This window comes from Hyunsoonleella ulvae, from assembly GCF_016827605.1.
Classification (GTDB): Bacteria; Bacteroidota; Bacteroidia; order Flavobacteriales; family Flavobacteriaceae; genus Jejuia; species Jejuia ulvae.
Genome location: NZ_JAEPJQ010000002.1, coordinates 456,856 through 480,447, shown reverse-complemented (window position 1 = coordinate 480,447; position 23,592 = coordinate 456,856). Strand labels below are relative to the sequence as shown.

At 35.0% G+C, this 23,592-nt stretch carries 12 protein-coding genes; 11 read left to right on the top strand and 1 reads right to left on the bottom strand.

Translation table 11 applies throughout. The annotated features are described in order from the left end of the window. Window positions 1–57 precede the first annotated feature (57 nt). The 11 genes from JS605_RS07725 (at window position 58) to JS605_RS07675 (ending at window position 22,109) form a co-directional block, all read left to right on the top strand. A complete protein-coding gene (locus tag JS605_RS07725; RefSeq protein ID WP_203257120.1) occupies window positions 58–1,206 on the top strand; it encodes an alginate lyase family protein in 1,149 nt (382 codons plus the stop codon). Next, a complete protein-coding gene (locus JS605_RS07720; RefSeq protein WP_203257119.1) occupies window positions 1,206–4,586 on the top strand; it encodes a glycosyl hydrolase in 3,381 nt (1,126 codons plus the stop codon). Before JS605_RS07725 ends, JS605_RS07720 begins: the two co-directional genes overlap by 1 nt. 3 nt (window positions 4,587–4,589) lie before the next feature. Beyond that, on the top strand, window positions 4,590–8,078 hold the full coding sequence (locus JS605_RS07715; protein ID WP_203257118.1) for a glycosyl hydrolase: 3,489 nt from the start codon (window positions 4,590–4,592) through the stop codon (window positions 8,076–8,078). Next, entirely contained in the window at window positions 8,078–9,499 is a 1,422-nt protein-coding gene (locus tag JS605_RS07710; protein ID WP_203257117.1) for a BNR-4 repeat-containing protein, read from the top strand. The genes JS605_RS07715 and JS605_RS07710 overlap by 1 nt, the downstream gene beginning before the upstream one ends. Window positions 9,500–9,520: 21 nt before the next feature. Continuing rightward, window positions 9,521–10,849, top strand: coding sequence for a sulfatase-like hydrolase/transferase (locus JS605_RS07705; RefSeq protein ID WP_203257116.1), 1,329 nt, complete (start codon window positions 9,521–9,523; stop codon window positions 10,847–10,849). 32 nt (window positions 10,850–10,881) lie between these two features. After that, window positions 10,882–12,810 (top strand): hypothetical protein, encoded by a 1,929-nt coding sequence (locus JS605_RS07700; protein ID WP_203257115.1) that lies wholly within the window; start codon window positions 10,882–10,884, stop codon window positions 12,808–12,810. Window positions 12,811–12,833: 23 nt separating this feature from the next. After that, the gene (locus JS605_RS07695; protein WP_203257114.1) at window positions 12,834–14,327 is read left to right on the top strand and encodes a sulfatase; all 1,494 of its coding nucleotides are present in this window, start codon (window positions 12,834–12,836) and stop codon (window positions 14,325–14,327) included. A gap of 56 nt (window positions 14,328–14,383) precedes the next feature. Further along, window positions 14,384–15,802 (top strand): sulfatase, encoded by a 1,419-nt coding sequence (locus tag JS605_RS07690; protein WP_203257113.1) that lies wholly within the window; start codon window positions 14,384–14,386, stop codon window positions 15,800–15,802. Between the two features lie 5 nt (window positions 15,803–15,807). Then, on the top strand, window positions 15,808–16,590 hold the full coding sequence (locus JS605_RS07685; protein ID WP_203257112.1) for a DUF1961 family protein: 783 nt from the start codon (window positions 15,808–15,810) through the stop codon (window positions 16,588–16,590). 108 nt (window positions 16,591–16,698) lie between these two features. Next, complete coding sequence (locus JS605_RS07680) at window positions 16,699–19,575, top strand: glycosyl hydrolase (RefSeq protein ID WP_203257111.1); 2,877 nt, start codon at window positions 16,699–16,701, stop codon at window positions 19,573–19,575. Window positions 19,576–19,601: 26 nt separating this feature from the next. After that, on the top strand, window positions 19,602–22,109 hold the full coding sequence (locus JS605_RS07675) for a heparinase II/III domain-containing protein (protein ID WP_203257110.1): 2,508 nt from the start codon (window positions 19,602–19,604) through the stop codon (window positions 22,107–22,109). A gap of 51 nt (window positions 22,110–22,160) precedes the next feature. Here the strand turns inward: JS605_RS07675 and JS605_RS07670 are convergent, their stop codons facing one another. Then, window positions 22,161–23,207 (bottom strand): GntR family transcriptional regulator, encoded by a 1,047-nt coding sequence (locus tag JS605_RS07670; protein WP_203257109.1) that lies wholly within the window; start codon window positions 23,205–23,207, stop codon window positions 22,161–22,163. Between the last annotated feature and the right edge of the window lie 385 nt (window positions 23,208–23,592).

Here is a 23,592-nt window from a genome sequence, read left to right as displayed (position 1 = left end):
TTATTATTTAAGTTTAGTAGTAATAATGACAGTAAGTAATATTGATTTAAGAGAACAGTGATACGTATTCTAGCATTTATTGGCACATACCTTTTTTGTTCATCATTATCAATTGCCCAAAAGCAAAATCAAAACGTCCACGTTACTGCTTTTGATGAGTTAGAAGAGCAAAAAGCATTTATTACAAAAAGAGAGTATAAAGCATTAATCAAACAGGCAAATAAATTATTAAGTAGAGATGTGTTTTCTGTAGTGCATAAAACAGGTGTTCCTCCAAGCAAAAGCAAACACGATTACTTGAGTATTGCTCCATACTATTGGCCAAATCCAAAAAGTAAAAATGGTTTACCCTACATCAGAAAAGATGGAAAAGTTAACCCAGAAACACGAAATAACTTCACAGATATTTTAGAAAAAAGCAATTTTGTTTCGGCTGTAAAAACATTGACAAAAGCATTTTTTTTTAGTGAAGATGATAAGTATGCTAGAAAAAATATAGCTTTTATTGAAGCGTGGTTTATTAATGATGCTTCTAAAATGAATCCTAATGTGAATTTTGGTCAAGGTGTTCCTGGGCGTTTTGATGGAAGATGTTTTGGAATTATAGAGTTTGGAGATTTTATTGAGATTCTAAAATTTTTAGAAATAGCTAAACAAAAAGAAATACTAAGTATCAAAACAGAACAGGCGATGTTCCAATGGTTTTCAGAATTTGCATACTGGTTACAAAATAGTGATTTAGGTAAACAAGAGGCTACAAGAAAAAACAACCATGGCACTCATTATGATGTCCTATTGCTTAATATTTTGTTGTATTTAAATCGAATTGAGGAAGTAAAAAATCACCTTTTAACAATATCAAAGAATAGAATTTACAGTCAAATCGAACCAGATGGTCGACAACCATTAGAATTAGCTAGAACCAAATCGTTTTCATATTCAGTTATGAATCTACACGGTTTTTTAGAGTTGGCAATTATTGGTAAAAAAGTAGGTGTTAATCTTTGGGATGCCTCTTCTAAAGATGGCAGAAGTATAAAAGCTGGATATCAGTATATGTTACCCTATTTAACAGGTGAAAAAGAATGGGAATACACACAAATTAAAAGTAAAAAATATTCAAAACAGAAATTAGTTTCCGATTTAAAGAAAGCGCATAAAATTTTTAAAGAAGACACTTTTGATGAAATACTAAAGCATCATTAATGAAAAAAATAGTACATATAATTTGTTTGTTTATTATTGTAATAGCTTGTAAAAATCAGAAAGTTAACAGTAATTCAGAAAAAAAAATCAGTCTTGAAGAAGGTTTTAAAAACCCACCACAAGAAACCAAACCCAGAACATGGTATCATATCAATAGTGGTAATGCATCAAAAGAAGGATTTACTAAAGATTTAAAAGCCATAAAAGAGGCTGGTATTGGCGGTATTTTAGTGTTTAATGTGTCTATGGGTTTGCCAGAAGGGTATGTAAAATACAACTCTCAAGAACATCGAGATATTTTAACACATGCGGCTAAAGAATGCGAAAAGTTAGGATTGAGTTTTGGTGTGCATAATTGTGATGGTTGGACGTCTAGTGGTGGCCCATGGGTTACCCCAGAAAATGCCATGAAAGTTGTTGTTAATAGTCAAGTGATTGCGGAAGGTGGTAAGCAAATCAACCTAAAATTACCGCAACCACCAGCAAGACATAATTTTTATAAGGATATTGCTGTTGTGGCGTATCCAACGTTAGAAACGGAATTGATTGACGACAATGTAAATCCTATAATCACATCTTCAGACAAAGCGTTTAAAGTAAATTTAGCCACAGACAAACAAACCAATACCCATGCCGATTTAAAGGCGGACCAATGGGTGCAATACGATTACGGGAAACCACACACCATATGTTCCATGAATGTTTTTATCAATAAACGAAAAGGAAGGTTTACCTTATTAAAATCAAATGATGGTATTAATTTTACAATAGCTCACAAGCCTAAGGAAGAACGCATTGGAAAAGACGAATGTTATTTCTATGAAAGTTTTAAACCTATTACAGCCCGTTATTTTAGAATAAAAACCGAAATGGATGCAGGTATTTATGAAATGCAACTTTCTGCAAGTCCAGTGTTAGGAAATGTAATGGAATACACGTCATACAGAAAAAATAGACGCCCTATTACAAAAGCAGATGCAAATGCTTATATCAAAAAAGAAGACATCATTGTGTTAACCGGCCAAATGGATGCAGATGGTGTACTGAAAGCAACACTACCTAAAGGAAATTGGACTATTATGCGTTTCGGTTTTACAGCCTCAGGAGCAACAAACGAACCAGCGTCTGATGAAGGCACAGGGCTTGAAGTAGATAAATTCAGCAAAAAAGCATTAAAAATACATTATGATGCCTTTGTTGGGAAACTTGTAAAGCAAGCCAAAATTGATGCACCAAATGCCTTACAATATGTAGAAATTGATAGCTATGAAGTTGGTCCACAAAATTGGACTGACGATATGGAACAACTATTTGAAAAGCGTTTTAAATATGATTTTGTTCCGTTTTTACCATTGTTTGCTGGAAAACATATAGAAAATGAAGCTACTATTGAGTCCGTTTTTTGGGATATGAAACAGTTGGTAAGCGATTTAATGGTAACTAATTATTTCGATTATTTTACAGAATTATGTCATCAAGATGGTTTAATATCCTATGTGGAACCGTACGGATTTGTGGGACCTTTTAATAGTTTAGATGCGGGACGAAAAGCCGATATACCAATGGGAGAGTTTTGGTTGGGAAAACCGAATAATCACAAACGAGCACCAGTATCTTCAGCGCATATTTATGGAAAAAATGTTATTTCTGCAGAAGCGTTTACCAGCACCAAATTAAATTGGAGTTTCCATCCGGCTTTAGCCAAACAAAAAGGCGATTACGAGTGGACAAACGGGATTAACGAATACATGTTTCATCGTTTCGCACATCAATCCAATACCCATGTAAAACCTGGGATGAGCATGAGTTTTGTTGGCTCGCATATAGACCGTACACAAACTTGGTGGGACAATGCAGGACCAGAATGGTTTAATTATTTGGCAAGAGGTTCATATATGTTACGTCAAGGAAATCCGGTGTTAGATGTGTTGGTTTTTGTGGGCGACAGAGCGCCAAGTCATGTGATACATGCAAAACAAATGCGACCAAAATTACCAGCGTCGTATAAATACGATTGTGTAAATTCTGATGTGATTATCAATCGATTAAGTGTAGAAGATGGGAAGCTGAAATTACCTAATGGCATTACCTATAATGCCTTGTCTTTACAGAGAAATGAAGCCATTAATTTAGAAACCTTAAAAGGTATTCATAAATTATCACAGCAAGGTGCTTTAGTCGTTGGTAAGAAGCCTCAAAAATTGGGAGGTTATGTTGTAACTGAAGCAATGCAAAAGGAGTTTGATACATTGGTCAATGAAATTTGGTCGAGTAAAAGAACCTATAGTTCAGGAGAATGGGAGCAAATTTTTGAAGAAAATAGCATTCATAAAGATTTGACTGTAGAAGGCCAACCCGATTTTAATTTCTACCACAGACGCACTGAAAAGGAAGATATTTATTTTGTGTATAACCATAATCTAACCGAAACAGAAACGTTAAATTGTAGTTTTCTAGTGGAAGGAAAAGTACCCGAATTATGGAATGCCGAAACTGGAGAAATTACCAAGTTGGTGGATTACACTACAAAAAATAGAAGAACCGATATTTCCATAGAAATGCATCCACAAGAGTCGGTTTTTGTGGTTTTTAAAGAGGCAGAAACAGTGCAACCAAGAGTTACGTATAATCAATCTGAGGATGTATCCAAGCCTGTATTTAGTTTAGATGGCGATAATAATTTACAGGCTGAGGTTTTTGAAAACGGAACCTATTCAGCTCTAGTAAATGATTCAGAAAACTGGAATATTGAAGTAAACGATATTCCTAATCCCATAGAAATTAAAGGGAATTGGGAAATCAATTTTAGGGAACAAGACTTTTACAAAGCCACCATACGAACCGACAAATTATTTGATTGGTCAACACATGATACAGATCAAATCAAACATTATTCTGGTACAGCAATTTATAAAACAACATTCAATATTGAAAAAGATATGTTGCAGTCCAACAGACAATTTCAACTCAATTTGGGAAAAGTAAATGTAATTGCTAAAGTTCTTGTAAACGGAAAAGATGTTGGCGTAAGTTGGATAGCACCTCACAATATAAATGTGACGGATGCTTTAGAAGAAGGGGAGAACGCATTAGAAATACAAGTTACCAACCAATGGACAAATCGTTTAATTGGTAATGAAAAATTACCGAATCAAACGGGTTATGACGTTAGAAGAGGAAGTCCAGGTTTTGGCGATTCAGAATTTAGGGGTAAGTTTAAAAAAATGCCAGAGTGGTATCGAAACAACGAACCATTACCAGAAGGTCCTCGCAAAACATTTAGCGTTTATGGTTTTCAAAAACCAACAGATACATTACTGCCCTCAGGTTTGTTAGGGCCAGTGACTATTACCACTTCACAAATTGTAAAAAGAAAATAAGCAATGAAAAAACTAGCCATTTTAGGTATACTCTTTTTATGTTTTGGGTGTAATAACCAGTCTTTAGAAAAAGAAAAGCAATATGTAACCTTAGAAGAAGGCTTTAAAAATTCACCAAACCAAGCCAAGGCAAGGACATGGTGGCATTGGATAAGTGGTAACGTCTCTAAATCTGGAATTACCAAAGATTTAGAAGCTATGAAAGCGGTTGGTATTCAAGAAGCACAATTGTTTAATGTGCATTTGGGATTTCCGCAAGGATCAGTAAAATATTTAAGTGAGGAATGGCTAGACTTATTCAAATTTTCTGCGGAAGAGGCACAACGTTTAGGTTTAGAAATGGCATTTCATAACAGTGCTGGTTGGTCGTCTTCTGGAGGACCTTGGGTTACTGAAGAGCATGCAATGCAAACAGTTGTTTTCAGTGAACTTATAGTTAAAGGCGGGAAAACCATAAAAGAACAATTACCAAAACCTAAAACGAAGTTCGACTACTATAAAGACATTGTAGTTTTAGCATTTCCGAAGCCTAACCAAGCTATAAAAATTGATGGTTTGGACTATAAAATGCTTTCTGAACGTGTTCGAAATCATTTATTACCTGATACTAAAGCAATTTCAAAAGAAGCTATTATCCAAAAAGAAGCCATTATCAATATAACTTCAAAATTATCTGATGATGGGGTTTTAAATTGGGACGTACCTCAAGGCGACTGGGTTATTTTACGTTTAGGACATACACCAATAGGAACAACCAACAGGCCAGCACCCCCAGAAGCCAAAGGTTTAGAAGTGGATAAAATGAGTAAAAAAGCACTAGATGCGTATTGGGAAGCTGGTATACAACCCATTATTGATAAATTGGGCGATTTAGTAGGTACAACCGTTAACAATTGTTTAATTGATAGTTACGAAGTAGAAACTACCAATTGGACTACTGGTTTCGATATACAGTTTGAAAGTTTAAGAGGTTATGATTTAACAGCATATTTACCAACTTTAGCAGGCTATTATGTAGAAAGTGGAGAAGTTTCAGAACGATTTCTTTGGGATTTTAGAAGAACTATTGGCGACTTAATCGCAGAGAATTATTATGGGCATTTTGGAGAATTATGTCATAAAAATAATTTGAAATTTTCTGTAGAACCCTATTGGGGCCCTTTTGATAATATGCAAGTAGGTGCTCAAGGCGATATTGTTATGTGTGAATTTTGGAGTGGTGGTTATCCGTTTTTTGATTCGCCTAAATTTGTATCATCCATAGCACATTTAAATGGAAGCTCAATTGTTGGTGCAGAGTCCTTTACTGGCATTGGGGGTTGGGACAAGCATCCAGCAGATATAAAATCAATTGGCGATCGTGCTTGGGCAGAAGGCATAACCCGTTTCATTTTTCATACTTATGTACATCAACCTTGGGATGTCGCACCAGGGTTGGCCTTAAGTTACCATGGTTTTGATTTTAACCGTTTAAATACTTGGTGGAAACAAAGTAAGGGTTATATGGATTACGTAGCTCGTTCACAATATATATTGCAACAAGGTAAAAATGTAGCCGATGTTTTAGTGTTTACAGGAGAATCATCGCCAAATACAGGCTTCATTAAACCTGAAATTAAAGCCATGGGTTTTGATTATGATTTGATTGGTGCGAATAAATTAAAGGACCTAACCGTTAAAAATGGAACAATATATTCATCCGTAGGCAATACATATAAGCTTTTGGTCTTACCGGAATCAGACTTTATCAAACCAGAAACGTTAGAAAAAGTAAAAGAATTGGTAAATGGTGGCGCAAAGGTCATTGGAAAAAAACCGTTGCAATCGCCAAGTTTAACTGATTATCCAAATTGTGATGAAGAAGTTTCAATTTTCGTCGATGCATTATGGGGAAAAGGTTTGGTAAAAGATATGACTATTGAAGAAGCGCTCAGCGATACAACACCAGATTTTAAAATTGAAAGTAGTGATAATTCGGATTTGAGTTTTATGCATAGAAAGACAGCTGATGCAGATATCTATTTTATAGCAAATGCTAGAAAGGAAGCCAGAGATATTACAGCGCGTTTTCGAGTTTCAGGAAAGCAACCAGAACTATGGGACTCAGAAAAAGGCACTACAAAAGATGTGGTATTTTTTAAAGAAAATGAAGATGGGACAACCACAGTTCCGTTATCCTTAGGTATGGAAGAATCAGTTTTTGTTGTCTTTAAAAAGCCTGTTAAAGCTAACCATATATTAGAAGTTTCAACAGAACTAGAACCTTCTCAAACAGAACCACTTTCGAATTTAGAAATTATAAAAGCAGAATACGGTACGTTTTTACAAGAGGGCTTAATTGATATTACAGACAAAGTAAATAAAGCCATCAAAAACGGAACATTAGATTTTAAAATGAGCAGAGCTTTTTGCGATTGTGATCCTGCAATGGGCTATAAAAAGGAGTTTCGAATGGAATATCAAATTGGTAATACTAAAAAACAATTGTATGCCGAAGAACGCGAACATATCGAAATAGATGCAGGTCATCAAAAACTAAAAGTACTAAAAGCTGTCTTCGGTAAATTTAAAGCTGAAACGATTGGTATTCCTGAGCACTATAAAACTCATGATGTCACTAGTAAGATACAAAACTTAGTAAGTTCGGGAACTTATGATATTTTGGTGTCTAATCAATTAATTGAGAATAAAATTCCAGAAGGAGATAAAACCGTTTTAAAAATCAGCTATAAAACTGATGGAGAAGAACGCACTATGTTTATTCCAAAAGGTCAATTTTTAAAATTATCTAAAGACGTAGCAAAACCAAAATTAGAATTTAAAAATGATGCAATAAGCTGGACAACGCCTTATGCAGGAAAGATAAATTACACGCTAGCATCAGGAGAATCAAAAACCGCAGAAGTGACATCCGTTTCAAAACCAATGGAGCTATCAGGCGCTTGGGAAGTTTCTTTTCCAATAAATTCAGAAGCTTCAAATAAAGAGACGTTTCCTAATTTGATTTCGTGGACCGATGTGCAAGACGAGGCGATTAAACATTTTTCAGGAACAGCATCTTATAAAAAAGAGTTTGTGTTATCCGAAGAGATGATACAGCCGAATAAAAGTGTGACCTTAGATTTAGGAAGTGTATCCGTTATTGCAGAGGTCATAGTTAACGGTAATAATGTTGTATCTTTATGGAAGGCCCCTTTCAGAGTAAACATTGATGAATTTGTGAAAGAAGGTAAAAATTCCTTAGAAGTTAAAGTGACAAACTTATGGGCCAATAGATTGATTGGTAACGAAAAACTAAAATTGGATTATCCAAGACAAGGTAAACGTGCAAAACCGCTTCCAGATTGGTTATTAAATCATACAGAACGACCATCGAAAAGAACAACATTTGCCAGTTGGAATCATTATAATAAGAATGATGATTTGCTAAAGTCTGGTCTGCTCGGACCTGTAAAATTGATATTTTTTGAAACTATAAAGTTAGAGAACTAATGACTAATTATGTTTATATACACCTCTTTATTTGTTTTTGTTTGTTGGGTTGCGTAAATAAAGCCAAAGAAGACAAAACAATTGAAGCAGGGAACGAAATGGTAGACTATTTTGCCGATAATGGTTTTGGTAATGCAGTTGCAATTGTACAACATCCATCAGGTGTATATCATAAAGGCATTACTTATGTAGCTTATCAAGGGGCTTTAGAAGATCCTTATGTAGCGTCTTACAATCATACTACTAAAGAATGGAAAGGCCCTTTTAAAGCGGGAGTTAGTGAAATGGGTAAGGACCCTAATAGAAAGAAAAAAATAGACAATCATGGTAAACCGGCATTGCTTATTGACGATGCAGGATATATTCATATTGCGTTTGGAGGTCATGGTGGAACACCCGATGATGGTAAAAACCCATTAGGAAATCATCACTATGGGAAAAATTTACATGCAGTTTCTAAAAAACCTTTAGATATTTCTGAGTGGGAGACATTAGATAACATTTCATTATTTGGAACCTACAGTCAGTTTATAAAAATGGATAACGGGGACATGTATTTGTTTTATCGTCATGGAGCACACAGAAGCAATTGGGTGTATCAAAAATCAACCAATAATGGAAAAACATTTGATGAGCCAGTTTCCTTTTTAAAGCATAAAAGAAGAACTGATATAGAAGCAGAAGATTCTTGGTATCCTTGGCTTTCTAAAGGGAATGGAGACGATATTATTGTAGCATTTGATTATCATATTTGCAGAGACAAAAAAAATGCGCAAGACCCACGAGGTCATATCCCAGAACGACATAATTTGTATTATATGGTTTTTGATACAAAAACAGGTGTCTGGAAAAATGTTAAAAACGAACCTTTAGCAATGCCTTTAACCAAAGAAATGGCAGACGAAAAAACTTTGGTTAAGCAAATACCCAATGATTGGACATTTCAAGCTATAACAGATATAGATTCTAATGGGAATCCTCAAGTTGGTGTAATGGTTGGTCCAGATGTAGGAGCTAAAAGAAGTGGTACTAAGCGCATACAGCATTTTAGATGGGATGGACAAGAGTGGTTACAAGGAAATACCGATAATTTACCCAAAGGTGATGCAGATATTGAAGTGAAATCTGCCTCTGAAGTAAGCTTATATTTAGAAAGTCAAACTCAAGCAGATGTTGGAGAAATTAGTAGATGGGATAGTTTTGATGGCGGAAAAACATTTAAGAAGAACACCGTTTTTTTAAGTCGAAAGAATTCCGGTTTTATCATATCTGCGCTTATCGATAATCCACATCCAGATGCTAGAATCGTTGTAGCACAAAAAGAAGAAGATTCAGATTTCAGAAAAATGTACCTTTTAGGAGATAGTGGTCCAATACAACGTTTACAAACAGAAACTAAAGTTTTAAAAAATAACAAATAACAGAACAAATAAGTAACAACTATGAATAAATTGAACAAACTAGGTTATATCGTATTATTATTGATATGTTTTTCCTGTGGAAATAAAACAAAAACATTAGAAGCAAAAGGGCAGGAGTCTGAAGAGACAAATCAAACTCCGAACATTGTTTTTATTCTTTCCGATGACCAATCTTGGACAGATTACAGCTTCATGGGAGATGAAAATATTGAAACACCACGTATAGATCAGTTTGCAAAAGAAAGTTTAACCTTCACACAATCCTATGTGCCAACACCTTTATGTTCTCCCTCTTTGGCAACAATTATTACAGGCTTGTATCCTAAAGATCATGGCATTTTAGGAAATGATAAGGTCTACGACCGTGGAAATATCCGTGGAAAGGAAAGGGCAGAAGCCTATAAACCTGTTATTTCTGCTTTCGAAAAGAAAACGACACTTCCAGATATGCTAAAAGAAAAAGGCTATTTGTCTTTTCAAACGGGTAAATGGTGGCACGGTAACCATAAAATTGGTGGTTTCGATTATGGTATGACGCATGGAGATCCAACACGTGGAGGGAGACATGGTGATTATGGTTTAGAAATTGGAAGAAAAGGTTTAGATACGATTAACAGCTATGTGGATTTAGCATTAAAAGAAAAGAAACCCTTCTTTTTATGGTATGCGCCATTTTTACCACATAGGCCTCATAATCCTCCGCAACGTTTATTTGAAAAGTATAAGAAGAAAACAGACTCAGAGCATTTGGCAAAGTATTGGGCGATGTGTGAGTGGTTTGATGAAACTTGCGGACAATTATTTGATATGTTTGAAGAAAAAGGCTTAACAGAAAACACACTTTTTGTATATGTATGCGATAACGGTTGGGCGCAAAATCCAGAAAAAAGTGGGTATTTAAAGCATTCTAAACGTGCGCCTTATGATATGGGTATTCGTACACCAATCATGTACAAGTGGAAAGGAAAAATTACAGCTAAAATGGATGAAAATACAATAACAAGTAGTATAGATATGGTGCCAACAGTTCTAGATATTTTGGGGATTGAAAAACCTGAAAATTTACCTGGAATTAGTGTTTTAGATGAAAAGGCGTTAAATGAACGAAAAGGTGTTTTTGGAGAGGTATATGCACACGATTTTGATACGATAGAAAACAGCATGTTCTACAATATGGCGATTTTCCCTCCTTATAAAATTATTGTTCCAGATCCAGTAAGAAAGAAAAATGAAGTAGTACAACTATTTAATATTGAAGAAGATCCATTCGAGAAAAATAACATTGCAGAAGCAAACCCAGATATTGTAAAAGATTTACAGGATAAAATTACCGCGTTTAGAGCTGAATAAATCAAAATTACTAAACTAAAAATTATATTCAGATGAAGCGTAGGGATTTTATTCAGTTGTCAACTATAACAGGTGTTGGGTTGTCGCTTTCAGCAACTAGCTTGTTAAGTTCATGTATCAATGAGGTAAAAGAATTTCATTCTCCTGAATACAGAAAATTAGTTTTTGATTTATTGAAGGAATGGTGTGATGGCATGATTAAAATTCAAATCATTAATCCATCAGACCCAACACTACACGGGCAATTTAAATGTCCAACAGGATGGATGCATGGTCGTGTTATTGATGCTGTGTATCCATTTTTTTGTATGGCTAAAATTACTGGCGAGCAAAAATATTTAGATGCCGGTATTGCTGTTTTTGAATGGGGTAAAAATGTTACCAAACCCAATGGCGCTTGGACTAACGATGTAGACCCAAAATCCTGGGAGGGCACTACCGTTTTTGCAGCCATTGCACTAGCAGACACTTTGAAGTTTCATGGCGACTTAATTGATGAAACGAGAAAAGAACGCTGGTATAAGCGTTTAGGGCAAGCAATGGAGTTTGTGTATCATAGATTTCATGTAGTGGGTAATTCCAATATCAATTACAGCGCTACTACGATTTATGCTTTGCATTTAATAGGCAATATGCTAAACAATATAAAGTATTTAAAAAGAAGTAAGGACATGGCGAATCAAATTAAAAGTCATTTCTCTGAGCCTAATGCTTTACTTTTTGGCGAAATTCAAAATAAGAATAAAAAAGCACTGAGTCCTAAAGGGTTGCCAGGTATAGATTTAGGATACAATATTGAGGAATCGCTAAATAACCTTGTAATGTATGCCTTGGAAGCAAAAGATGAGGAGCTTTTACAATTGCTTAAAAAATCATTAAACTCGCACCTACAATTTATATTACCCGATGGCGGTGTAGATAACAGTTTTGGAAACCGCATGTTTAAGTGGACCTATTGGGGCGGTAGAACCAGTGATGGTATGCAACCTGCATTTACGTTTATGGCAGGGCATAATCCAGCTTTGGGAACAGCAACATTCAGGAATACAGAATTATTACAACAATGTACCAAAGATGGGTTGCTCTATGGGGGACTACATTATGTGTCTCATGGTGTTGAGGCTAGTGTGCATCACACCTTTACACATGCTAAACCATTAGCCGCCATTTTAGACCATTGGGATGACTTACCTAAAATTGATACGTCTACTCCGCTACCAAGGGCAGTAGCAAACGGGGAAACCTATTTTAAAGAGTTAGATGTGTCGTTATTTGGCAAAGGCGATTGGTGCGGAACGGTATCCGCTTACGATTCCATTTACAGTACCAGAAAAGATGTAAGGCAAGCCACGGGCGCATCGCTTTGTACACTATATCACATGAAAGTGGGATTACTGTGTACTACAAGTTTGGCGATATATAAACTCTTAGAAGCGCACAATCAGCAGGAACAACCGGGAGAGGATTTTGCGCTAACTCCACGCATTGAAACATTTAAAAATGAGGTTTGGTACACCAATTTATTTGATTTAGAAGCCACTTTTACATCAAAAGATGAGACGGATAGTTTGGAATACAAGGCTAAAGTACAACTAAAAAACGAAGCTTTTGAGGCGGTATCTGAAACGGCTTCAAATTTCAATTTAGACTATACTGCAACTTCTGAAAAATTAGAAATACTTGCGACTACCAATGAGGCTATAAAAACACCAACTGCTTTTGTATTACCAATAGTATCTCCAACAGGAGAAAAAGTAACACAAGTTTCAGAACATGAAATTACTATTGAGAAACCAGATGGAGTAGTAAAAATCACTTCAAGTTCAGTTATAAAAATAAAAGACACACCAAAGGGAAGGCTATTCAATATGGTGCCAGGGGTAGAGGCGATTCCAATTATAGCAGAATTTAAAAATGTAAGTAGTCAAGTTAAAATTGCTATTGAGGTTCTTGCATTTTAAAAAATATTTAAACGATATCATATATGAAAAAAATAGTGTTTGTAATAAGTGTTTTGGGTTTGTTTGCAAGCTCTTGTAAGTCCAAAGCATCACAGGAACAAGTTACCGAAACTCAAAATACCAAACCAAACGTGTTGTTTATAGCAGTAGATGATTTAAACAACATGATAGGTCCAATCGATAACTTTTCAAACGTAAAAACACCAAATTTTGATAGGTTGGCTAATATGGGAGTTACCTTTACCAACGCGCATGTTCAAGCACCACTTTGTGGACCATCAAGAGCATCGATTATGACGGGGTTGCGCCCATCAACCACAGGTATTTATGGTATGGCTCCTGATAATGAAGTACGTCGGGATGGCAATCCTGAAACAAAAGATATCACGTTTCTTCCTGAATATTTTAGAAATAACGGTTATCACACTATGGGAATAGGAAAGTTGTTTCATATCCATGCACCTGATAGTGTGTTTAATGAATCTGGAGGACGCGTCAAAGGTTTTGGCCCATATCCTAAAAAACGTTTTGTCTGGGATGGATTTGGAAAAGGTATCAGAGGAACACATGGACGAACAAGCACCGATTGGGGAGCTTTTCCTGAACAAGATTCATTATTGCCTGATCATCAATCTGTAAATTGGGTTACTGAAAGATTACAACGAAATTATGACAAACCATTTTTTATGGGACTTGGTTTTTTACGTGTGCATGTGCCATTGTATGTGCCTCAAAAATGGTTCGATTTATATCCTTTAGAAGAAATTGAAACACCACCATACAAGTCTGATGATTTAAATGATATTCCTCCCGTTGGTATGAAAATTAACGATTTGCCTATGATGCCATCTACAGAATGGGCCAAAGAAAGTGGGGAGTGGAAAAAAATTGTACAGGCCTATTTGGCTTGCATAAGTTTTGTGGATTATGAATTAGGTCGTGTTTTAGACGCTTTAGAAAACAGTAAATATGCCGACAATACCATTATTGTTTTATGGTCAGACCACGGTTATCGCTTAGGCGAAAAAGGCACTTTTGCAAAACATGCTCTTTGGGAAACGGCAACAAAAGCACCATTGTTATTTGCGGGACCAAACTTGCCAAAAGGGAAGAAGATAGATGCACCAGTAGAGATGTTATCTATTTATCCAACTTTGTTAGAGTTGAGTGCCTTACCTGCTTATGAGAGAAATGAGGGCAATAGCTTGGTGGCTATGATGCAAAATGATGAAGGTCTTAGCGAAGCACGGGCTATTACTACTTTTGGAATGAATAATCATGCTATTAAAATGAATGGCTATAGGTATATTCAGTATGAGGATGGTAAGGAAGAATTGTACGACCATAGTAACGACCCTAATGAATGGGCAAATGTAGCTGGTAATTCAGAATATAAAGAAACTATAAAAGAGTTAAAAAAGCTATTACCTACTAAAAATGCTAGATGGGATGAAAAATCGAAGTATACGTTTCAACCTTATTTTGTAGAGCAGAAAGTGAGAACTAGTGTTGAGTAGTGGGATAGAGTCTATCAGTCTTAAATTATGTAGTTATCAGCAGTAAAAATTAAACCATGCTTAAAATAATTAACTGTACCTTTATCTGCCTTTTTGCTTTAGTTTCTTGTAAAAATGAGAAAAACAAATCGGAGGTATTAGAAGAAAACAAGCCCAAAAATATTTTATTTATTGCCGTAGATGATTTAAGGCCAGAACTTAATTTCTACGGAGCCAATCATATCCAATCTCCCAACTTAGATAAATTGGCTAGCGAAAGCTTGGTGTTTAACAGAGCCTATTGCAACGTGCCAGTTTGTGGTGCTTCACGAGCGAGCTTGCTTACGGGCATAAGACCAACACGTCATCGATTTTTAGATGCCAGAACAGAGAAGGATGTAGATGCTCCAGATACGGTATCATTGCCTATGCTTTTGAAGCAAAATGGATATGCCACCATTTCAAATGGAAAAATTTATCATAGTGGAAAAGATGACAATAATGCTTGGGATTCTAGATGGTTTCCTGAAGGAAATGTTAGAGACTATCAATTATCTGAAAGTATAAAGCAGGCTATAACGACAAGCTATGGTCCACCTTTTGAAAATATAGCTGCTGAAGATGATGCCTATTTTGACGGCAAAATTGCCAAAAAAGGGATAGAAGACCTACAAAAACTAAAAGAAGGAAACCAACCATTTTTTTTGGCACTCGGTTTTATGAAACCACACTTGCCCTTCAATGCGCCAAAAAAATATTGGGATTTGTATGATCGAAGTACTATCGAACTTCCTGAAAGCTACATACAACCAAAATCTACGCCTAAAGAGGCCTTTCATAAATTTGGGGAACTGCGTAAATATCATAATATTCCTAAAAAAGGCGATGTTCCAGAAGCTATGGCTAAAGAATTGATTCATGGTTACTATGCCTGTGTAAGCTATGTGGATGCACAAATAGGTTTGGTTTTGAACGAGTTAAAGCGTTTAGAGCTAGAGGAGGATACCATCGTAATTCTATGGGGCGACCATGGTTGGAATTTAGGAGACCACAAATTATGGTGTAAACACGTCACTTTTGAAACTGCTCTAAGAACACCATTAATCATAAAAGTACCGGGTAAAACAAGCGGACAAAAAACAAATGCTATAGCTGAATATATAGATGTTTATCCAAGTTTAGCTGAATTGGTTGGATTGGATAGCCCTGAAAATGTTGAAGGGCAAAGTTTTGTGCCTGTAATTAATGGACTAATGCCAAAAAAGGATTGGGCAGTATCGAAATTTAAAGATATGGTTACCTTAATTAAAGGCGATTTGTTCTATACGGAATGGGTTAAAGATGATGGAATAGCTTACGCTCGTATGCTGTTCGACCATAAAACTGATCCTTTAGAATTGGATAATCTTGCAGAAAAACCAGAATATCAAGACACTGTAAATCAACTTGCTGTAGAGCTTAGAGAAAAATGGGGAAAAGATTTCTTAAGTAAATAGTGTTTATGAAGTGGAATATATTTCTATTAGTGTTTTTTGTCTTCTTTTTATCATGTAAGACGAACAAGCTTCTAAACGGAGAGAATAATGATATCCAAGAGGATTGGAAATTAACTTTTGAGGATGATTGTACTAAAGATTGGTCCAAACAGTGGACGCTGGATGGTTTGACAGCTACGGTGGAACACTCTGATGACGGTATGCATTTTAAAGCAGGCTCTGAAGCTAAAAATGATGCCCATCATGCAGTTTTATGGACTAAAGAATCATTTTCAGGGGATGTGAAAATTGAGTTTGATTACATTAAAACCGATGACGCCAATAAGTATGTAAATATTCTGTATATTCAAGCAACAGGCGACCAAGAGGGTGTTCATGACAAAGATATATCTAAATGGAAGATCTTACGAGAAGTTCCTAAAATGAAGCTGTATTTTGAAAACATGAACACGTTTCATATCAGTTTTTCAGCTTTTGGTAATAAAGGTAATGGGTTGCATTATATTCGTGCGCGTCGCTATCCCAAACCAGATAACAAACCTTTTAATAGTATTGTGGTAGAACCGTCGTATGATATGCAAGGTTTATTTGAAAAAGGAAAATCCTACCATATAACCGCCATTAAAACTTCAAAAAAACTAAGTTTTAACATGGAGCATGCAGGTAACGCACAATATTTTGAATGGGATATTACTAAAGTAGCTCCAATTTCAGAGGGAAGAATAGGATTGCGGCACATGTACACGCGTACCGCTATTTATAAAAATTTCAAAATTTATACCAAGTAGTCAAGATAGCTCAGGATGGTTTATATAGCAGTAATAACTATTTTGTTGTTCTCAAAATTAAATCAATTCATAGATTGAAACATAATAACTAAACTTTAACCTTTCCTTATGAAAGATTTCACGCTCTTTTTTAGTAGAATAGCCTTACGCATTGCACTCTTAATCTTATGTTTAAGTTGTAATTCAAACAATGAAACTAAATCCAATCAATCTGAAGCTTTGGCTCAAGATTTGTTCTCAGGTTTTCAAAATCCGCCTGCCGAGGCAAGACCTTTTGTGCGTTGGTGGTGGAATGGCAACAAAATTAAAAGGGAGGAATTAGACAGACAGCTTGAATCTTTAAAAAGTGTTGGTTTTGGTGGTGTTGAAATAAATCCTATTGCCATGCCTAATGAGACGTCAACAGATGAAAAATCGTTGGTCTGGATGAGTGATGCATGGGTAGACCTTGTGGTACATGCTTGTAAAAAAACGCAAGATTTAGGTATGGTTGCTGATATTATTGCAGGGACTGGATGGCCTTTTGGGGGAGAGTTTCTAACTCAGGATGAAACCTGTCAACGGATGGTGACAGATGTTATTTCTTATAAAAATGGTGATGTAATTGAGGTAAGTGAGGACTATTTAATATCATTTTACAAAAAGAAGTATAAAAAGAACCGCCAAGAGAGACATAACAGCGCCCGTACAAAATTGAGTCTTGCAGGAGTTTCTCTGATGCCTTTAAATTGCAATTCTCCAAGTGAAATTATTAATCTTAAAGATCATTTAGATGAGGCTGGTAACATTAAATACACTATTGAAGGTAAAGGTAATTATTTGCTATCTTATCAACTATTACAACAAGATTTTAGGGATGTTACTTTAGGAGCTCCGGGAGGTGCGGGTCCTGTTATAGACCATTATAAAAAGGAAATGACTTTGGCCTATTTAAACAGGATGAAAAAAATTTCTGAGCGTTCAGGAATACCTTTAAACCAATTAATCCGAGCACTGTTTTGCGATAGTATAGAGGTCTCCGGTGCTAATTGGAGCGATGGTTTTTCAGAATTATTTTTTAAAACTTATGGTTATAAATTAGAACCTTGGTTGGCTTTTGTGTTCTATGAGGGGCATAGAGAATATTCTAAAAGCACATATTTAGAAGGGTTTTCAGAGGATTTTAAAACGGAAATAAAGCGCGTGCGTTTTGATTATAACGACATGTTGGTTGAAACCTTTCTGGAGAATTTTACCAAAACCTATAAAGCCTTCTGTGAAGAAAATGGGATTTTATGTCGCTATCAAGCCTATGGCACCCCATTTTTAATGGGGATGATGGATGGTTACATGATACCTGATATTCCTGAAAGTAATAACTGGATTTATGTTGCGGAAATGAAAGATGAAGATTTAAAATGGAGCCAACATAGAGGCGATAAAATTTGGAATTTATATGCATCTTCCGCAGCACATTTAACAGGAAAAAAAATAACCAGTTGCGAGGCGATGACCAATACCAATGGTGTTTTTAAAACCACACTGGAAGAGATTAAACAGCATGATGATATGAATTTTATTACGGGTATCAATCACTCTGTTTTACATGGGTATAATTATTCCCCTAAAGGCGCCCCCTTTCCTGGTTGGATTCGTTACGGCGCTTATTTTAGTGAGCAAAATCCATGGTGGAAACATTTAAGCAATTGGGTAGATTACAATGCACGGTTGTCTTATGTGTTTCAAAATTCCCAAGCTAAAAAATCTATTGCCATTTTAGGACCAACTTCCGATTTATGGGGAGATGAAGGTTTGGCAAGAGCACCATTTCATTTGGAACCAGAGTATTTATACAGATTGTGGGAACCTATAAGTCAGTTAGGATATTCTTGCGATTATATTAACCAAAATGTGTTGGCTAATGCTGAGGTAAACAATGGTGTTCTATCGTATGGCGATATGAATTTTAAATTGCTAGTCTTAGCCAATTTGCAATCAGTAGATGTTGAAGTGGCTAAAACATTGAAAGAATTTGTGGCTTCTGGTGGTAAGATTGTTGTTATTGATGGGTTGCCTGATAAATCTTTAGGGTATAACAATTATAAGTCCAATGATGCAATTGTTTCAGATATGATGACTGATATTCAAAGTAATTATGCATCATCAATAATCAGTGTAAAACAACCAAATTCGATTAAGGAACTATTCTCTTGGACGAAGGAAATTTTACAGAAATCTGAACTTTCGACAGATGTAGAAATTAGTAACCCTAGCAAGAACGTGTTTCAAATTCATCAAACGACTTCAAAAGAAATCATTTATTTCTTTACAAATATCAATCGTTACGAGACTTCAAGTTTTACAGCGATATTTCCATTTCAAAATAAATATCCTTATCTATGGAATCCTGAAACAGGCGAGCGCAAGCCTTATTATTTTGAAAAAACTTCAAGCGAATTACAAATCAATTTACAACCACTTCAATCTTTATTATTAATATTTGAAGATGTACAACCAGAGATAAAATCTATGGATAAGAAAACCGAGTTGACGTTTTCTAAAGAAATAAATACGAATTGGACGGTTGAAGGCAAAAGGGTTGATGGTAAAAGTTTTACCTGGAATATGAATGCTTTACAGGATTTTGGCGCATCAAAAGATAAAACGCAAAATACGTTTGCTGGAACTCTTATCTATAAGACTAAAATTACTGTTGAAGACGCTATTACACATTTAGGTTTAGGTAATGTGAATGAAGGCATTACAGAACTTTACATAAACGGTAAAAAAGTCGATAAACGTTGGTATGGAAGAGCGATGTATCCTGTATCTGATGTTCTAGAGGAAGGCGAAAACGCTATTGAAATTCACTATACCACAGTTCTGTCAAACTATTGTTTATCTTTAGATATCCCAGCTGTAAATAGATGGACAAATAGATACAAAAATGAACCACTAACATCAGTAGGTCTCGAGGGACCTATTAAACTGATAAAATGTGAGTAAAAAGAATTAATAAAATAATACAGCAAATGAAACTATTAAAACAATTAAAGATAAGAGGTTGCTATGTATTATTGGCATTAATTACCATAACTCAGTTTAAGGCATGGTCTCAAGCTCCAGAACGTCCATTTATATTAGTAAAAGCTTCTGAACGTCAACAAATACTCAATAAAATTGAAACTCAAGGTTGGGCAAAAGAGATTTATGTCAACTTGCAAAAGGAAACCGATAAGCAAGTAGATATATTCTATAAAAATCCAGAGGCATATATTAAACAATTACCCTTTAATTGGTCTAAAAAACAACAAAATCATTTTCCGCCATTTTTTAAAACAACACATATAAGGAATGGTGTTCAAGAAAATTTGGATAATGCAACTGATGAAGATTGGAAACCTGCCGAACTTTTAATTGCACATTTACAAGTGGCTTTAGATTGTGGTACCATGTACTACATAACCCAAGATGAGAAATATGCTTACATGGCAAGTAGCATTTTATATTCGTTTTTAAAAGCAGTACAGCAATCTGAAGTATCTACTTGGAGAGGAAGAGGCGGTTGGTTATTTCCGTATGATGGCTTCCGTGAGGTACGTGTTATAGGGTATAGACTGCCGTTAATTTATGATTTTATCCATCCTTATCTTAAAAAGGAAGGGAAGGCTTTTGATATCATTAAAAACAAAAAAGTAAATTTTCCTTTTGATGAGGCTCAAAAAGTATTTAAAGGTTACGCAAATATTACTGTTAATTATGGGCAAACAGGATCAAACCACTGTGTTTTAGAAGCACCTAGCTTGGTGTATAATGCCTTAGCGATGGATGATGAAACGGAGCGAGAAAAATGGTTGTCCTATTTCTTAACCGAAAGTACTGAAAACCAAGATGCCTTAGATATTATGGTTGAAAATTATAAAAATGAAGGCGATATTTGGCCAGAAACCTCTCAATACTTAAACCATACGACATCCATTTTAGCAAGATTGATGTTGGTATTAAATAAATACGACCCAACTTTAAGATTGGGGGAAAAGCATTCCAATGTATTGCATGCCTTACCACGACTAGATTATTTTGTATATCCTAACAATGAAATTGTGCGTTGGGGAGATGGACATAGGCATGCTCATGTGCCTTATGAAGCTTATGACGATGCGTATGTCGTGGCTAAGATGGATGGGTTAACGGAAATTCAAAATAAATTTGCACCACTTATTAATAGGGCAATTAGTAAGAGGAAATATAAAAGAAAAGGGGTTGAGGCCTTATTTTGGTACGATGGCAGTTTTGATAATGCATCTACAAATGTAGACTTGTCACGGACGGATAGAGTGTATCATGCAGGTATTGTTTTACAGCGTAATTTAAGTAGTACAAATAACCCCAAAGATGGTTTAATGTGTTTTGTTGGTGGTGCTCACATGGTACATGGGCATGCAGAAGGTATGAATATTGAATTATACGGTGAAGGGCAAGTTTTAGGAGTAGATAACGGCAGAAATCGCTATGGGGTTGACCTTCATGAAAATTACTCCAGAATTTTTGCAGCTCATAATACGGTAATCGTAAACGGGAGTTCTCAAGGTGAAGGTGGCTGGGTTAATTTAGGGATGAATAAAGTAAAACTCATTTCTATAGAACCTGAAGTTGGATTGGAAGGCGTGTCCCCATATCATTCTTTTAGTTTAACAAGTTTTGAGGATGATAAAGGAGATAAGGCCGAAGCCACACAAGAACGAACCTTGGCTTTAATTAGAACCTCGCCAACTACGGGGTATTATATGGATGTGTTTCGCTCAAAATCCAGACTACCAAATGAATATCACGACTACTTATATCATAATATAGGCGATAAACTCACTTTTGAAAATAAGGATTTAAAATTTCAAAAAACTCCTGACAGATTTATGGCGAATGCAGATGCGCCATGGCAACGTAATAAAGTTTATAGACACCCAGGATGGCATTTTTTCGAAGATGTAAAAACATCAAAGCCTTACATAGGAGATGTCAAAGCTACATTTCATACAAAAAAATTAAAACAAGATGATATTTTTATGCAATTGCATATTCCGGGTTTTGAAAGCAGAACTTATACCAAAGTAAAGGCTCCAACTACTTTTGAGTCCCCTCAGCCTTATGATGATAAGCCAACACCAACCTTAGTTATTAGGAAAGAAGGCGAGGCATGGAAGAATCCATTTGTGGTGGTTTTTGAGCCTTATGATGAAAAGGAAACGCCATCTATTCAATCAGTTACTAAAATTGAACAAGACGGACTTTATAAAGGCTTAAAAATTGTGAGTAAAACACCTTCTGAAACTTTAATTCAGTATGTAATTACGCAATCTAAAAACGAGGTCTTTAAAAGTGCTGAGTTAGATTTGCACTTTGATGGCACTTTTGCGGTTATTACATTGAATGCTAATAGTAAGCTACAAAGTATATATATAGGAGATGGGAGAAAGTTAGTTTATAAAAATGAAGTTATAAAAACAAACGCATCAAACACATACTTTAAAAAATATGATTGATAGGCTTGCTAAATAGTTGCGGAAGACAAATATTTAAGTAACCTAAACTTTCTAAAGAGAGTCTCTCTCTATAATATGAAATGGAACTTTTAAAGAAGTCTTCTTTTTATTTAAAATAGTTTCAGCAGCGGTTTCTCCCATAATTTTAAAATCAGTAGAAACTACCGTGATACCAAGTAATTCTTTTAGTTGGGTTTCGTTATAAGAAATAATTCCAATATCACTACCTAAAGTATACTCGTCTTCTCTTACCTGTTTTACTAAATTTACCAAATCAGATTCCTCTATGGTTATAAATAAATCTCCCTTTTTTAGAATCATGTCTTCATAGACTTTGTCTAATATTTCAAAATCTAATTTGTGTTCAACACAAAACTTTCTAAAGCCATGCAAAATTCGTCTCGGATAAGGATAAACCGATTTGTCAGGATAAGTGAGAATAACTTTTTTGTACTTTTTAATCTTATTGATTACTTTGCTTAGAGCTTCATAAATATCATTTTCGAAATCTTGATATATTTCCCCCAACACTCCTTTAAGGTTGGGCTTAACATTGTCAAGAACAACTAATTTATCTTTGGGGATTTTGTTTAATATTTTTAAAGCCTTTTCAGTAAAGCTCACATGCTTTAAATGTTCGGTTTTAAAATGAGGCATGATAACGTAATAATCAAAAGCAGATTTATTCTTCTCTAAAAGATTTAAAAATAGAGTTTCATCACAGTGATAGACATGTAAAACGGTATGCGAGTTGGCGCCTATGTTATTTATAAAATGATTGTATGTTCTTAACTTGTAATTACTAAGCTTATTTATAAGAAATAAAATATTGACTTTAGAAATTAATTTTGTTCTCGATATATAAAACCCTTTGCCCCTAATTGAGGTAATAATATTCCGCTCTTTAAGTATACTATATGCTTTCTCTACAGTATCTCTGGATAAATAAAATTCCTCACTAAACCTATTGATAGAAGGTATTTTTTGGTCTATGCTAAAATTTCCATTTGATATATTGGTTATTACAGAATCAACAATTTGTTGATATTTGGGCACCCTCGAATTTTCATCAATATTTATAAACTTATATATATCCATAAGATTCTCTGGTAATTTTAAGAATTATTCTGATTATTCTCCAAAATTAAAGCTTTTTTTGGACCAACATCTAAAGTAAAGCTTTTGTTTTTGAATATTTAGAAATTTCGCTATTAAATTAAAGTTTTACATACTAAGCAGTAATTTATTTGTAAGATTATTTTACAGTCGGTTTTGTTGTAATAGTTGTTTGTTTTTCATATAATGCTTGTAGTCAGTATTATATGGGGTGTTTTTTGTTTGATGCAAGGAGCTTTTACCATTATATTGTCTATCTAAAAACCAAAAACAATATTATAAAGAGTAGTTCAACAAAAATAAAATCAAAAACAGCAGTATAGTACAGGATAGAAATCATTGGTCGCTAATTTATTTTTGAATAACA